This window comes from Buttiauxella sp. A111, from assembly GCF_014189855.1.
In the GTDB taxonomy this organism is placed as follows: domain Bacteria; phylum Pseudomonadota; class Gammaproteobacteria; order Enterobacterales; family Enterobacteriaceae; genus Buttiauxella; species Buttiauxella selenatireducens.
Window position 1 is genome coordinate 89,958 of record NZ_BJFN01000009.1, and the last position, 15,376, is coordinate 105,333.

The 15,376-nt window shown below is 50.2% G+C and carries 12 protein-coding genes; 9 read left to right on the forward strand and 3 right to left on the reverse strand.

Going from position 1 to position 15,376, the window contains the following annotated elements:
• The first annotated feature begins 85 nt into the window (after window positions 1-85).
• The gene (locus BSPA111_RS20805) at window positions 86-1,198 is read left to right on the forward strand and encodes a YcbX family protein (RefSeq protein ID WP_183273039.1); all 1,113 of its coding nucleotides are present in this window, start codon (window positions 86-88) and stop codon (window positions 1,196-1,198) included.
• Here BSPA111_RS20805 and zapC read toward each other — a convergent pair.
• Together zapC and pyrD are read right to left on the reverse strand one after the other, a co-directional pair.
• A complete protein-coding gene (gene zapC, locus BSPA111_RS20810; RefSeq protein WP_183273040.1) occupies window positions 1,195-1,737 on the reverse strand; it encodes a cell division protein ZapC in 543 nt (180 codons plus the stop codon). The two genes, BSPA111_RS20805 and zapC, sit on opposite strands and share 4 nt — an antisense overlap.
• Before the next feature lie 170 nt (window positions 1,738-1,907).
• Complete coding sequence (gene pyrD / locus BSPA111_RS20815) at window positions 1,908-2,918, reverse strand: quinone-dependent dihydroorotate dehydrogenase (protein ID WP_183273041.1); 1,011 nt, start codon at window positions 2,916-2,918, stop codon at window positions 1,908-1,910.
• Between the two features lie 248 nt (window positions 2,919-3,166).
• Here pyrD and ssuE point away from each other — a divergent pair, with 248 nt between their 5' ends.
• The 5 genes from ssuE (at window position 3,167) to ssuB (ending at window position 7,553) form a co-directional block, all read left to right on the forward strand.
• Window positions 3,167-3,742 (forward strand): NADPH-dependent FMN reductase, encoded by a 576-nt coding sequence (gene ssuE / locus BSPA111_RS20820; RefSeq protein ID WP_183273042.1) that lies wholly within the window; start codon window positions 3,167-3,169, stop codon window positions 3,740-3,742.
• Window positions 3,735-4,706 (forward strand): sulfonate ABC transporter substrate-binding protein, encoded by a 972-nt coding sequence (locus BSPA111_RS20825; protein ID WP_183273043.1) that lies wholly within the window; start codon window positions 3,735-3,737, stop codon window positions 4,704-4,706. Before ssuE ends, BSPA111_RS20825 begins: the two co-directional genes overlap by 8 nt.
• 129 nt (window positions 4,707-4,835) lie before the next feature.
• The gene (gene ssuD, locus BSPA111_RS20830) at window positions 4,836-5,981 is read left to right on the forward strand and encodes an FMNH2-dependent alkanesulfonate monooxygenase (protein WP_183273044.1); all 1,146 of its coding nucleotides are present in this window, start codon (window positions 4,836-4,838) and stop codon (window positions 5,979-5,981) included.
• 10 nt (window positions 5,982-5,991) lie between these two features.
• A complete protein-coding gene (ssuC, locus tag BSPA111_RS20835) occupies window positions 5,992-6,783 on the forward strand; it encodes an aliphatic sulfonate ABC transporter permease SsuC (RefSeq protein ID WP_183273045.1) in 792 nt (263 codons plus the stop codon).
• The gene (gene ssuB, locus BSPA111_RS20840; RefSeq protein ID WP_183273046.1) at window positions 6,780-7,553 is read left to right on the forward strand and encodes an aliphatic sulfonates ABC transporter ATP-binding protein; all 774 of its coding nucleotides are present in this window, start codon (window positions 6,780-6,782) and stop codon (window positions 7,551-7,553) included. Before ssuC ends, ssuB begins: the two co-directional genes overlap by 4 nt.
• Before the next feature lie 144 nt (window positions 7,554-7,697).
• On the opposite strand, the gene pepN is transcribed toward ssuB, so the two are convergent.
• On the reverse strand, window positions 7,698-10,310 hold the full coding sequence (gene pepN / locus BSPA111_RS20845; protein WP_183273047.1) for an aminopeptidase N: 2,613 nt from the start codon (window positions 10,308-10,310) through the stop codon (window positions 7,698-7,700).
• Between the two features lie 267 nt (window positions 10,311-10,577).
• Here pepN and pncB point away from each other — a divergent pair, with 267 nt between their 5' ends.
• The 3 genes from pncB (at window position 10,578) to ompC (ending at window position 15,238) form a co-directional block, all read left to right on the forward strand.
• Window positions 10,578-11,780 carry a nicotinate phosphoribosyltransferase gene (gene pncB / locus BSPA111_RS20850; RefSeq protein WP_183273048.1) on the forward strand — a complete coding sequence of 401 codons (1,203 nt, stop codon included), beginning with the start codon at window positions 10,578-10,580 and terminating at the stop codon, window positions 11,778-11,780.
• A 300-nt stretch (window positions 11,781-12,080) separates the two neighbouring features.
• Window positions 12,081-13,481: an asparagine--tRNA ligase gene (gene asnS / locus BSPA111_RS20855; RefSeq protein ID WP_183273049.1), complete on the forward strand. Its 1,401-nt coding sequence runs from the start codon at window positions 12,081-12,083 to the stop codon at window positions 13,479-13,481.
• A 602-nt stretch (window positions 13,482-14,083) separates the two neighbouring features.
• On the forward strand, window positions 14,084-15,238 hold the full coding sequence (gene ompC / locus BSPA111_RS20860; RefSeq protein WP_183273067.1) for a porin OmpC: 1,155 nt from the start codon (window positions 14,084-14,086) through the stop codon (window positions 15,236-15,238).
• Window positions 15,239-15,376 lie beyond the last annotated feature (138 nt).

A 15,376-nucleotide genomic window follows, 5' to 3' on the forward strand; every position in this document is an offset into this window, starting at 1 on the left:
ATTGTGGCGCATTATAGCCAATCCGCCACGCATGTCATAAAGTTGGCTTCCTTTATTGCCTATTTATTTCTGCCAAGGGAATGCGATGATCACCTTATCCCAACTTTATATCCACCCGGTGAAATCGATGCGTGGGTTGGCGCTTTCTCATGCACAAGCCACCACCAGCGGTTTAGCCTTTGATCGCATTTTTATGGTAACGGAACCTGACGGCACTTTTATTACCGCACGCCAATATCCGCAGATGGTGCTGTTTACTCCCGCCATCATTCACGATGGTTTGTTTCTGAGCGCACCGGACGGCAGTTCTGCCACCGTGCGCTTCGCCGATTTTCAATCTGAATCCGAGCCGACTGAAGTCTGGGGAAATCATTTCACCGCGCAGATAGCACCAGATGAAATCAACCAGTGGTTAAGCGGCTTCTTTTCGCGGCCAGTGCAATTGCGCTGGCTGGGTGAAACATTAACCCGCCGAGTGAAACGTCATGAAGAAGTGCCATTATCGTTTGCCGATGGTTTCCCCTTCTTGCTGGCCAACGAAGCCTCATTGCGTGATCTGCAAAACCGTTGCCCGGCAAGCGTGAAAATGACGCAGTTTCGCCCGAATATTGTCGTGACAGGCGCACAAGCCTGGGCAGAAGACACCTGGCAAGTGGTGCGGATTGGCGGCGTGACGTTTGATGTCGCCAAACCTTGCAGCCGTTGTATTTTCACGACCGTCAGCCCAGAAAAGGGCCGCAAACATCCTTCAGGTGAACCGTTAGCCACACTGCAAAGTTTCCGCACAGCGCTTGATAATGGTGATGTCGACTTCGGGCAGAATTTGATTGCCCGCAACAGCGGCGTGATTCGCGTCGGTGATGAACTCGAAGTATTAGCCAGCAAACCAGCGAGGGTTTATGGCGCGGGCCAGGTTACGCAGAGCATTGAACCTGAAGCACAGCCTGAAAGTACGGTTGAGATTAACTGGCAGGGTCAACAATTTCGCGGTAACAACCAGCAAATACTGCTGGAACAGCTTGAACAACAAGGCATCCGTGTCCCCTACTCTTGCCGGGCCGGGATCTGCGGTAGTTGTCGAATTACCTTAGTCAGTGGGGAAGTCAAAGCGTTGAAGAAAAGCGCTATCAACGATGATGGGACAATCTTGTGTTGCAGCTGTATTCCGGCCGGAGATGTAAAGCTCGAAGAAGTTTAGACCGCTTTATCTAGACTGAGGTCGTCGCCTACGGGTTGCGGCCTTAACCTGTCGTTCATCACTTTAATGGCATCCCCAAGTTGCATAGTACGGCCTGCAAGTTGTAAACCCGGTTGTGCCAGCAAACACAGTGCAGCATTATCACCGGTTTCAACCACCAGCAAGTTAACCTGCTGCATATCATCACTCAACCAGACACAAGCAGAATCGCCAGGGCCAGGCTGCCAGCACTCTCCATGGGAGACGAAATGCCAGCTTTTTGGCATTTGCGGCTTGAGATAACGAATCGCAACCAGCGCATTTAATACCAGCTCAGCACGCTGTTCTTTACTTAATATCAGGTCGCGGCATTTCTCTTCAAAGGAGAAGAATAGAGCTGCATCATCGACACAAAAACCTGTGTTTTCAAAGGCATCTGGGGTGAGCATTTTACGAGGGAAACGTGAACGGAATAGCATGCCATTGGCTAAATCGAGCATCATACGATCATGCTCTTCATCAAAATACCAACGCCAATTATCGTCCGGTTTTATCCGCATAACTATTTGCCCTTTCGTTTATTCCCACGATATAAAAAATCCTTATCGCCGCTTCGTTAAAGACCATATTAATAAAAGACCAATATGTATAATTTAGCAACAGTGGTGAAATATAAAACAACCAGGGCTGAAAATAAAGCCCCGGTTGTCTGAAAGGTAAAATGTGAGAACTAGATTCCTGAGACGATTTCTTTTATCAAAGGTGGGCCTTTAAATATGAAACCAGAATATATTTGAACCAGTGAGGCACCCGCTGCCATCTTCTCGCGAGCAGCAATCACCGAATCAATACCGCCGACACCAATAATCGGTAAACGACCATTTAATTCTTGCGACAGTCGGCGAATAATTTCTGTACTCTTCAGTTGCACTGGGCGGCCACTTAATCCCCCCATTTCATCGCAATATTTCATCCCCTGAACCAGGCTACGATCCAAAGTTGTATTGGTCGCAATGACCCCGTCAATATTATGACGAACTAAACTATCGGCAACCTGGATCAATTCTTCTTCAGAAAGATCCGGCGCGATCTTCACCGCAACTGGCACATATTTATGGTGCAATTCCTGAAGCGTTTGCTGCTTATTTTTAATCGCAACTAACAGATCATCTAACGCTTCACCGTATTGCAATGTGCGTAATCCAGGGGTATTTGGCGAGGAAATATTGATCGCGATATAACCGGCATAAGGATAAATTTTATCCATGCAGATCAAATAGTCGTCTTTACCTTGCTCAACTGGAGTGTCTTTATTCTTGCCAATATTGATACCCAGCACCCCATCAAAATGGGATTTTTTGACGTTCTCAACCAGGTTATCTACACCCAGATTATTGAAGCCCATGCGGTTGATCAAACCTTCTGCTTCTACCAGACGGAAGATTCGCGGCTTATCGTTTCCTGGTTGTGGACGAGGCGTTACGGTACCAATTTCAATGGAGCCAAAGCCCATGGCGCCCAGTGCATCAATACACTCACCATTTTTATCCAGCCCGGCTGCAAGCCCTAAAGGATTCTTAAACGTCAGACCCATGCAGGTCACAGGTTTAGAGGGCACATTTTGCCGCACCAGCCATTCGAGTGGTGTACCTGTTACACGACGCAATTGCTGAAATGTCACTTCATGAGCGCGCTCTGGATCGAGCTTGAAAAGGGCTTTACGAACGAAGGGGTAGTACATGAACACTCCAGAATTCCCAGTATGCAAACTGGGGCAGTATTATTAACGATAACGTCACTGAATGGAATTGACCTGCAACAAAAAAGGCCGAATCAGCGCAAACGTTTTCCTCCCTCCTGCTTGTTATTCATTTTTTAGCATTCCAATCCTAAATAAATCATTTAGTGGAATAACACTTCTGCGCGAATATCACACTCAATTGTTATCAATGTTACCTAAAAGCAAACATTTAGTTATAAGGAAACAATATGCGTGTGATAACCCTGGCTGGAAGCCCGCGCTTCCCCTCTCGTTCCAGTGCGCTGCTGGAATATGCTCGCGAAAAATTAAGCGCTTTGGATATCGAGGTGTGTCACTGGCATCTACAGAATTTCGCGCCTGAAGATTTGCTCTACGCCCGATTTGATAGCCCCGCGCTGCTGGCGTTAAACGAACAATTGCAGCAGGCCGATGGCGTCATTATCGCAACACCTGTTTATAAGGCTTCATTTTCTGGCGCACTGAAAACGCTGCTCGACCTGTTGCCTGAACGTGCACTGGATAAGAAAGTCGTCCTGCCATTGGCTACCGGCGGAACAGTCGCACATATGCTGGCGGTCGATTACGCCCTGAAGCCCGTACTTAATGCGCTGAAAGCACAAGAAATCCTGCATGGCGTATTTGCGGATGACAGCCAAATAGCCGATTACCAGCACAAGCCCGTGTTCTCTAACAATTTACAACAACGCTTAGATGGCGCACTGGAGACCTTCTGGCAGGCGCTGCATCGCCGGGACTTTATCGTCTCTTCTCCGTTTAAAACTCAGGGAGTTGCTCATGTTTAATCTGTTAAAACGTACCGCTCCCTGGCTGATGCTAACAGGCGCACTAAGTATTAGCGCCACGATCCACGCCGCAGAAACCGGACCAGAGCAACTGCGCATCGGTTATCAAAAAGGGTCGGTCAGTATGGTGCTGGCAAAAAGCCACCAGCTTCTGGAAAAAGAGTATCCGCAAACTAAGTTTCAGTGGATTGAATTCCCCGCAGGCCCGCAAATGCTGGAAGCGCTGAATATTGGCAGTATTGATCTCGGCAGTACCGGCGATATTCCGCCAATCTTCGCTCAGGCGGCGGGTGCGGATCTGGTTTATGTCGGTTCAGAGCCGCCGAAACCTAAAGCCGAAGTCATTTTAGTGCCGGAGAACAGCCCACTGAAAACCGTGGCTGATCTTAAAGGGCATAAAATTGCTTTCCAGAAAGGCTCCAGTTCTCACAACCTCGTCCTGCGCGCATTACAAAAAGCCGGGCTGAAATTTACCGATGTCCAGGCCGCCTATTTAACCCCTGCTGATGCGCGTGCTGCATTCCAGCAAGGCAATGTTGATGCCTGGGCAATTTGGGACCCGTACTACTCCGCAGTCTTGTTAAACGGCGGCGTTCGCGTATTAACCGACGGCAGTGAATTAGTTCAAACCGGTTCGTTCTATCTCGCCTCGCGCCCTTACGCTGAGAAAAATGGCCCGTTCTTGCAACACGTTCTCAAAACATTTAGCGGTGCTGATGCGTTAACCCGAAGCCAGCGTGAAACAAGCGTTGCGCTACTGGCAAAAACCATGGGGCTGCCTGAAAACGTTATTGCCACCTATTTCGACCACCGTCCACCGACAGTGATTACCCCAGTCAGTGCAGAAACGGCTGCCAAACAACAGCAAACCGCTGACCTGTTTTATGACAACCATTTAGTGCCTAAAAAAGTCGATATTCGCACCCGTATTTGGCAACCCACTTCCACTAAAACCATACCCTAAATAATTCGAGTTGCATCGCGGCGGCAAGAGAGCGCATCCCGAATCACTTAGTTAACTAAGTGATTCGGGTAAGTGAACGCAGCCAACAAAGAGGCAACTTGAAGTATGACGGGTATTAGGAGATAAGTTATGAGTTTGAATCTATTCTGGTTTTTACCTACCCACGGCGATGGCCACTATTTGGGTAGTAACGATGCAGCGCGCCCGGTTGACCACGGTTACCTACAACAAATCGCTCAGGCGGCGGACAGACTGGGCTTTACCGGTGTACTGATCCCGACGGGCCGTTCATGCGAAGACGCGTGGCTGGTTGCTGCATCCATGATTCCGGTGACCCAACGCTTAAAATTCCTGGTCGCACTTCGCCCAAGCGTGACGTCCCCCACGGTGGCTGCACGCCAGGCTGCCACGCTCGACAGACTTTCTAACGGGCGCGCTTTGTTTAATCTGGTGACAGGCAGTGACCCGGAAGAGTTAGCCGCAGACGGCGTGTTCCTGAATCATCAGGAACGCTACGAAGCCTCCGCTGAATTTACTCACATCTGGCGACGCCTGCTGGAAGGCGAAACGGTGGATCACGAAGGTAAACACATTCAGGTTAAAGGCGCGAAACTGCTGTTCCCGCCGGTGCAGCAACCGCGTCCTCCCCTCTACTTTGGCGGCTCGTCAGATGTGGCGCAGGACCTGGCGGCCGAACAGGTTGATCTCTATCTCACCTGGGGCGAACCACCGCATTTAGTGAAAGAGAAAATCGAGCAGGTTCGTGCCAAAGCCGCAGCCCACGGGCGCACCGTGCGTTTCGGTATTCGCTTGCACGTGATTGTACGTGAAACCAATGAAGAAGCCTGGGACGCCGCTAATCGCCTGATATCCCAATTAGATGATGAAACCATTGCCAAGGCGCAGGCCGCTTTTGCCCGCACCGACTCGGTTGGCCAACACCGCATGGCGGCGTTGCACGGCGGTAAACGCGATAACCTGGAAATCAGCCCGAACCTGTGGGCGGGCGTAGGTCTGGTGCGTGGCGGTGCGGGAACGGCGTTAGTGGGTGATGGCCCCACGGTAGCAGAACGCATTAACGAATACGCAGCATTGGGCATCGACAGCTTTATTCTTTCCGGTTATCCGCATCTGGAAGAGGCTTATCGCGTCGGCGAACTGCTGTTCCCGCATCTTGATGTCGCCATTCCACAAATACCACAGCCACGCCAGATTCATGAGAAAGGCGAAGTGGTGGCGAATGACTTTATCCCACGCAAAGTCGCGCAAAGCTAAGGAGCCGCTAATGACCCCTTCAACGCACAAATTGTTGTTGAGACTTGCCCCGTGGGCGTTGCCGGTTGCCATTATTGCAATCTGGCAACTCTCTTCGAGTGCAGGCTGGCTCTCTAATCGCATCCTCCCTTCGCCAGAAGGGGTGGTTGTCGCATTCTGGAACCTCTCATCCAGCGGCGAATTGTGGCAGCACCTGGCGATCAGTTCGTGGCGTGCGGTGATTGGTTTCAGTATCGGCGGCTCTCTGGGGTTAACTCTCGGGCTAATCAGTGGGCTCTCCCGTTGGGGAGAGCGTTTGTTGGATAGCTCAATTCAAATGTTACGTAACGTCCCACATTTGGCGCTGATCCCGCTGGTGATTCTGTGGTTCGGCATCGACGAGTCAGCAAAGATTTTCCTTGTGGCACTCGGCACCCTGTTCCCGATTTACATTAATACCTGGCACGGTATCCGCAATATCGACCCCGGTTTGCTGGAGATGGCGCGCAGCTATGGTTTATCCGGTTTTAGCCTGTTCGCTCAGGTGATTTTGCCCGGCGCGCTGCCTTCTATTATGGTCGGGATTCGTTTCGCCCTCGGTCTGATGTGGCTGACTTTAATTGTGGCAGAAACCATTTCAGCTAACTCAGGGATTGGCTATCTGGCGATGAATGCGCGGGAATTCCTGCAAACCGATGTGGTCGTTGTCGCCATCATTCTTTATGCCTTACTCGGCAAACTCGCTGATATCAGCGCGCAATTACTCGAACGTGTCTGGCTTCGCTGGCACCCGGCTTATCAGTTGCAGGAGGAGAACGCATGAATACCGCTCGTTTAAATCAGGGGACTCCCCTACTCCTTAACAACGTGACCAAACGCTACGGCAACAAAACGATTCTGGATGAACTGGAATTACGCATTCCCGCAGGGCAGTTTGTCGCAGTGGTCGGTCGCAGCGGCGGCGGGAAAAGTACGTTGTTGCGTCTGCTTGCAGGGCTGGAGAATCCCAATGGCGGATCGCTGATTGCCGGAAATGCGCCGCTACGTGAAAGTCAGGATGAAACACGCTTAATGTTTCAGGATGCGCGTTTGTTGCCATGGAAATCCGTCATTAATAACGTTGGGCTGGGGCTCAAAGGAAACTGGAAAGAGGCGGCAACCAAAGCACTGGAGTCCGTTGGGCTTGCCAACCGTGCAACCGAGTGGCCTGCTGCACTTTCGGGTGGACAAAAGCAGCGTGTGGCACTGGCTCGTGCTCTAATTCACCGCCCACGTCTGTTGTTACTTGATGAGCCGCTGGGTGCGCTGGATGCCCTGACGCGTATCGAAATGCAGGAGTTAATCGTTTCTCTGTGGCAAGAACACGGCTTTACCGTGTTGCTGGTGACGCACGATGTCAGCGAAGCTGTCGCCATGGCCGACAGGGTTTTATTGATTGAAGAAGGGAAGATTGGCCTCGACCTGACGATTGATCTGCCTCGCCCACGTAAGCTCGGCTCTGTCCGGCTGGCTGAACTGGAAGCGCAGGTATTAGAACGTGTGATGAAACGGCAGGTGGTTGAGGAACCGGCACGCGTGGTGCGCACCGGTTAGCATTAGAAGCCCTCAACCCGGCCCTCTCCCCCAGGAGAGGGAGAAAACCAATCAAGCTCCCTCTCCCTTTGGGAGAAAGAGAACACCGATCCAGTTCCCTCTCACTTTGGGAGAGGGTTAGGGTGAGGGGAAAACGATGAAAACCTAAGCCAACGCTTTAGTGATTTTCTCGAACAAATCCCCGGACAGGTTTTCCAATCCTTTCAGCTGAACCAGTGCCGCACGCATCATTTCCTGACGTTTCGCATCATAACGTTTCAGTCGAATTAACGGCTCAATCAAGCGCGACGCCACCTGCGGGTTACGATGGTTTAGCTCGCTGAGCATTTCCACCATAAATTGATAACCACTGCCATCAGGTGCATGGAAGGCAGAAGGGTTAGCAGACGCGAATGCGCCAATCAACGAACGCACGCGGTTCGGGTTACCCATGCTAAACGAACGGTGGTTCAGTAATTCACGCACAGTGTTCAATGTGCCTTCCGCAGGGCTTGTGGCCTGCAATACAAACCACTTGTCCATCACCAGGCCATCCTGATGCCACTTCTCATCAAATGCCGCCAGCAGCTCTACACGGCAAGGCAATTGTGCCGCGACGCTTGCAGACAAGGCCGCGATGGAATCGGTCATGTTATCGGCACTTTGATACTGATGGCGCACCAATTGTTCAGCTAACTGTTGCTCACCAAACGCCAGATAACGCAGACAAGTATTACGCAATGCTCGTTTGCCAATATCAGCATGTTCCACACGATAAGTATCGAGTTTATTGGCGTTGTAAACCGCGAGGAATTCATCCGCCAGCTCGTTTGCCAGAGTGCGCATCAATGCTTCATGCACAGCGGCGATCGCATGTGGATCAATTATCTGGAACAGTTCGGCAATTTCGTTTTGTGAAGGCAGCGTCAGAATTTCTGCCGCCAGTGCCGGGTCAATTTTCTCGTCCAACAAAATGGCGCGGAAGGCATCGGCCACATGCAGCGGCAGTGAAAGCGGCTGCCCTTGCTGGCAACGATTTACGTTCAATTTAATGTAGGTCGCCAGCAGACTTTGCGCGGCATCCCAACGGGAGAAATCGTTACGAGCATGGCGCATCAGGAACGTCAGTTGCTGGTCGCTCCATTTGTATTCCAGTTTTACTGGCGCCGAGAACTCACGCAGCAAGGAAGGAACCGGCTGGAAATAAACGTTATCAAAGACAAATGTCTGCTCTGCCTGCGTCACATTCAGCACGTGGTGAATCGGATGGCCATTTTTCTGCAGCGGAATGACTTTGCCTTCGTTGTCATACAGTTCGATGTCGAACGGAATATGTAACGGCTGCTTTTCTTGTTGTTCAGCAGTTGGCGGCGTTGTCTGACTGATAGTTAGCGTATAGAGCTCTTTTTCCGGATCGTAGTCATCACGCACAGTGACGACTGGCGTGCCTGCCTGGCTATACCAACGGCGGAAATGGGACAGGTCAACGTTTGACGCATCTTCCATCGCTTGTACGAAATCATCACAGGTTGCAGCACTACCGTCATGACGTTCAAAGTAAAGTTGCATACCTTTCTGGAAGTTTGTTTCGCCCAGCAAAGTATGCAGCATACGGATAACTTCTGAACCCTTCTCATACACGGTCAGCGTGTAGAAGTTGTTCATTTCAATCACTTTATCCGGGCGAATCGGGTGCGCCATCGGGCTTGCGTCTTCGGCAAACTGCATTGCGCGCATGGTGCGCACGTTTTGAATGCGGTTTACCGCACGTGAGCCCAGGTCAGAGCTAAATTCTTGATCGCGGAAAACAGTCAGTCCTTCTTTCAGGCTTAACTGGAACCAGTCGCGGCACGTAACACGGTTACCGGTCCAGTTGTGGAAGTATTCGTGGCCGATAACGCGCTCAATATCGAGGTAATCTTTATCGGTCGCCGTTTCTGCACGCGCCAGCACATATTTGGAGTTAAAGACGTTCAGGCCTTTGTTTTCCATGGCGCCCATGTTGAAGAAGTCGACGGCGACGATCATATAAATGTCGAGGTCATACTCGAGGCCGAAGCGGGTTTCATCCCATTTCATTGATGCTTTCAGCGACGTCATCGCCCAGCTTGCACGATCCAGGTTGCCACGGTCGACAAACAGCTCCAGTGCAACATCACGGCCAGAACGTGTTTTATAGGTATCGCGCAGCACGTCGAAATCACCCGCCACCAGCGCAAACAGGTAACACGGTTTTGGGAACGGATCTTGCCATTGCACCCAATGACGACCATTTTCCAGTTCACCTTCGGCAATACGGTTGCCGTTAGATAGCAGGAATGGGTACTGTTTTTTATCGGCAATGATTTTAGTGGTGAAGCGCGCCAGAACGTCTGGTCGGTCGAGATACCAGGTAATGTGGCGGAAACCTTCAGCTTCACACTGGGTGCAAAGCGCGTCGCCTGAAAGGTAAAGCCCTTCCAGCGCGGTATTGGTCGCAGGGCTGATTTCATTAACGATGGTCAGGGTGAAGGCGTCTGGCAGTGATTCGATAATCAATACACCCTCTTCCTGGCGGTAATCTTCCCAGGCAGCACCGTTTACAGCAACAGACACCAGCGTCAGGTCTTCGCCATCAAGACGCAATGGCGCACCTGCTGTACCCTGGCGGGTTATCTGGCTAATGGCTGTGACCAGGGTTTTTGCGGCATCAAGGTCAAAGGTCAAATCGATATCGGTAATCGTGTAATCCGGCGCACGGTAGTCGTGGCGATATTTGGCTTGTGGCTGTTGTGTCATAAAAAACCTTATACATCATCCGTAAGTTTGCGGAGTTCAGTCTATTCCTGTTGCCCGAATGTTGCCACGCAGAATCATCAACTTTTCTGGGCTTCTCACGCGAATTGCTACATATATATAACAAGCGGCACGAATTGCCATCGACCATTAACTACTCGTATGTTGTGATCGAGGTTTAATAAACAGATAATCAGGGTATACTCCTGCGTCTTTTATCTGCTTAGCCCTTGATGGAAACGCTCCTGTGAGAGGATGCTGCAACGCGCCATGACACGACACGCTTCCCCTATTTTGCAAACGCTACTGGATACTGACGCCTATAAGCTTCATATGCAGCAGGCGGTATTCCACCGTTATCACGACGTGAGCGTCGCTGCCGAGTTCCGTTGCCGCGGTGATGATCTGCTGGGCGTCTATGCAGATGCCATCCGTGAGCAGGTTGATTTAATGCAGCACCTCGCACTGACCGACGAGGAGTTCGCCTTTTTGGAAACTCTGCCGTTCTTTAAGGCAGATTATCTCTCGTGGCTGCGTACTTTCCGCTACGCCCCCTCTCAGGTACACATCAGCAATAACAACGGCCATTTAGATATTCGTCTAACCGGCTCTTGGCTGGAAGTGATTATGTGGGAAGTCCCTTTGCTGGCCGTGATCAGTGAAGTGGTGCACCAACACCGCTCACCAGCGGTAACCCCACAGATGGCGCTGGAGAATCTGGAAAGTAAACTGCTTCAGTTCAAAGAACTGACGGAAGATATTGATCTATCTGCATTCCGTTTGATGGATTTTGGCACTCGCCGCCGTTTCTCGCGTGAGGTTCAGGAGGCTATCGTTAGCCGTCTGCAACAAGAATCGTGGTTTGTTGGCACCAGTAATTACGACCTGGCGCGCCGTCTGAATTTAACGCCGATGGGCACGCAAGCTCACGAGTGGTTCCAGGCGCATCAGCAAATCAGCCCGACGCTTGCAAACAGCCAACGTGCTGCACTTCAGGCGTGGCTCGATGAATACCCCGATAAGCTAGGCATCGCGCTGACAGACTGCATCACCATGGATGCCTTCTTACGAGACTTTGACCTCGCATTTGCCAGCCGTTATCAAGGGCTGCGCCACGACTCAGGGGATCCTGTTGAATGGGGCGAGAAAGCTATCGCTCATTATCAGAAACTGGGTATCGACCCTAAAACCAAAGTATTGGTGTTCTCTGATAACCTGGATTTGCCTAAAGCCATTGAGCTGTATCGCCATTTCTGCGACCGGGTAAATCTGAGTTTTGGTATTGGAACTCGCCTGACCTGCGATATTCCACACGTTAAGCCGCTCAATATTGTGATTAAGCTGGTGGAGTGCAATGGCAAACCGGTAGCCAAACTTTCTGACAGCCCAGGCAAAACCATTTGCCACGATAAAGCCTTTGTTCGCGCGCTGCGTAAGGCCTTCGATTTACCGCAGGTTAAGAAAGCAAGTTAATTCAAATACAGCCCATTAATGACGCATGTGCGGTTTCTGGGCTGCCCTTCTTCTGATATTTCTTCATTCGCACACGATTTCTGCTTGTCAGTCGGCTCGCGACAGGTAACATAGATAACCCCGCGGTAGCGGGTAATTATTTTTATACCCGTCGTCTTTCAAGTTGCAGATGCGTTGGCTACGTTCGCTCACCCGAATCACTTAGTTGACTAAGCTCATCGGGATTCGTTCTCTTGCCGCCTTTCTACAACTCGAAATCCATTGGGTATATGTCACTGACCATTTAATAGAGAGAAAAATATGAGCGTTGTGCCTGTAGCCGACGTACTCCAGGGCCGCGTAGCCGTTGACCAAGAAGTCACCGTGCGCGGATGGGTGCGTACTCGTAGAGATTCAAAAGCTGGTATCTCCTTCCTCGCCGTCTATGACGGTTCCTGCTTCTCTCCTGTACAGGCCGTCATTAATAATTCTCTGCCTAATTACAATGATGACGTTCTGCGCCTGACAACGGGCTGTTCCGTTGTCGTGACGGGTAAAGTTGTAGAGTCTCTTGGTCAGGGCCAGAGCTTTGAAATCCAGGCAACTGAAGTGGAAGTTACCGGCTGGGTTGATGATCCTGACACTTACCCAATGGCGGCAAAACGCCATAGCATTGAGTACCTGCGTGAAGTCGCGCACCTGCGCCCACGCACCAACATGATCGGCGCTGTGGCTCGCGTGCGTCATACCCTTGCGCAAGCACTGCACCGTTTCTTCCATGAGCAAGGTTACTTCTGGGTATCCACACCGCTGATTACTGCGTCAGATACTGAAGGTGCAGGTGAGATGTTCCGCGTTTCTACGCTTGATCTCGAAAACCTTCCGCGTACTGATGCAGGTAAAATTGATTTCGATAAAGACTTCTTTGGTAAAGAAGCGTTCCTGACCGTATCCGGCCAGTTGAACGGCGAAACTTATGCGTGTGCGTTGTCCAAGGTTTATACCTTTGGCCCAACCTTCCGTGCTGAAAACTCGAACACCAGCCGTCACCTGGCTGAGTTCTGGATGCTGGAGCCTGAAGTCGCTTTCGCAAATCTTGACGATGTCGCAGGTTTGGCTGAAGCCATGCTGAAGTATGTCTTCAAAGCTGTGCTTGACGAGCGTATGGATGACATGGAGTTCTTCGCTGAGCGCGTTGACAAAGATGCAGTGGAACGTTTACAGCGCTTCATCGACGCTGACTTTGCGCAGGTTGATTACACCGACGCTGTTACAATTCTCGAGAATTGCGGCCAGAAATTTGAGAACCCTGTTTACTGGGGCGTAGACCTTTCTTCTGAGCATGAACGTTACCTTGCCGAGCAACACTTCAAGGCACCGGTGGTTGTGAAAAACTATCCAAAAGACATTAAGGCCTTCTATATGCGCCTTAACGAAGACGGTAAAACCGTTGCCGCAATGGATGTATTAGCGCCGGGTATTGGTGAAATCATCGGTGGTTCTCAGCGTGAAGAGCGTCTGGATGTGCTGGATGCGCGCATGGCCGAGATGGGTCTGAATAAAGAAGACTACTGGTGGTATCGCGATCTGCGTCGTTACGGCACTGTTCCGCACTCCGGTTTCGGTCTTGGTTTTGAACGTCTGATTGCCTATGTAACAGGTGTACAGAACGTTCGTGACGTGATCCCATTCCCACGTACACCACGTAACGCGAACTTCTAAAACCGCATTTATTTTCTAAGGCCAGCACTGCTGGCCTTTTTTACATCTGCGGGTTGAACGTCTTTTTTCTTCAACGAAAGTTAAACAAACGTCAATTTCAACCCCATTCCGCAACTCCCCCGTTACGAAGTGTGTCTGTGAAACAGATAAACATAAAATAACCCCACTTTCCGCTCGCACTCTCGCTCTTAGCATTGACTTAGCACATTTGGATAAAATTTACCCAGATGTCTGGACATCCAAAAATCACTCAAAGAATGTACAAATGTAAGCGAAAAATTCACTCGCAATTTCATTATGCGAATTAAACATAAGTAATTCATATATATAGGATAGGAAAGGTGTTTTTTTAGGCGAAGCGGCAAGGAAGTTTGAGTTAGTTCACAAAGTTCCACAGAATACATATTTAGTTACACATAGTTTCCTTTTGTAACTCACTCTCGATGTTTGTAGCACTTTCTGGCTAGCGAAACGGTTTCATGGATGGAAAGATGCCTGACAGATACAGAAAGACACCAAACTCTCATCAATAGTTCCGTACAGAATTATTGACGGCAGTGGCAGGTGTTCACAAAAAAAACCAATGAGGGTAATAAATAATGATGAAGCGCAATATTCTGGCAGTGGTAATCCCTGCTCTGCTGGTAGCCGGTGCAGCTAACGCTGCAGAAATCTATAACAAAAACGGCAACAAACTTGATTTCTACGGTAAAGCTGTAGGCGAGCACGTATGGACAACTAATGGTGACACTGATAGCAACGACACCACTTACGCTCGTATCGGTTTCAAAGGCGAAACTCAAATCAATGACCAACTGACCGGTTACGGCCAGTGGGAATACAACATGAACGCCTCCAACGCGGAAGGTGGTCAGGGTACAGCTACTCGTCTGGCATTTGCTGGTCTGAAATTTGGTGATGCAGGCTCCCTGGATTACGGCCGTAACTACGGTGCAATCTACGACGTAGCTGCTTATACCGATATGCTGGTTGAGTGGGGCGGCGATACTTGGGCTGCAACCGACAACTTCATGAACGGTCGTTCTAATGGCCTTCTGACTTACCGTAACAGCAACTTCTTCGGTCTGGTTGATGGCCTGGCATTTGCTCTGCAATACCAGGGCAAAAACGAGCGTAGCAACGCTGTTGGTAACTTTGTAGATGACAACGGTGTTCCACAATTAGGTCGTGCTGGTAACGGCGCTAAAGCTAACGGCGACGGCGTAAGCACTGCTGTAACTTATGACATCGGCGAAGGCTTCAGCCTTGCTGCGGGTTATGAGTCTGCAAACCGTACTTTCGAACAACGTGAAGCTGCAACTAACCCAACATGGGCAAGTGCTGGCGGCGACCGCGCTGAAGCATGGTCTACTGCGGCTAAATACGATGCGAACAACATCTACGCAGCAGTGATGTATGCAGAAACTCTGAACATGACTCGTGAAGCTGACAGCAACTTCGCTAACAAAACTCAGAACTTCGAAGCTGTAGCTCAGTACCAGTTCGACTTCGGTCTGCGTCCATCCATCGCTTACGTGCAGTCTAAAGGTAAAGACCTGATCGCACGTGGCACCTTCAACGGTGGCGATGCTGACCTGGTTAAATACGTAGAAGTAGGTACCTGGTACTACTTCAACAAAAACATGAACGTATACGCTGCGTATAAGTTCAACCTGCTGGACGACAACAACTACAGCGAATCTGCTAAACTGGCAACAGACGACCAGGCTGCAGTGGGTATCGTTTACCAGTTCTAATTATCCAGCAACGTTGTTGCAAGGATGGTTCAAAAGACAGGGCTTCGGCCCTGTTTTTTTATGCCTGAAAAGTTAAAAAAAATAACTTGTGACCAGGGTGGTTTCTTTTTGTTGCAAACGGTTGGCATTTACTAAAAC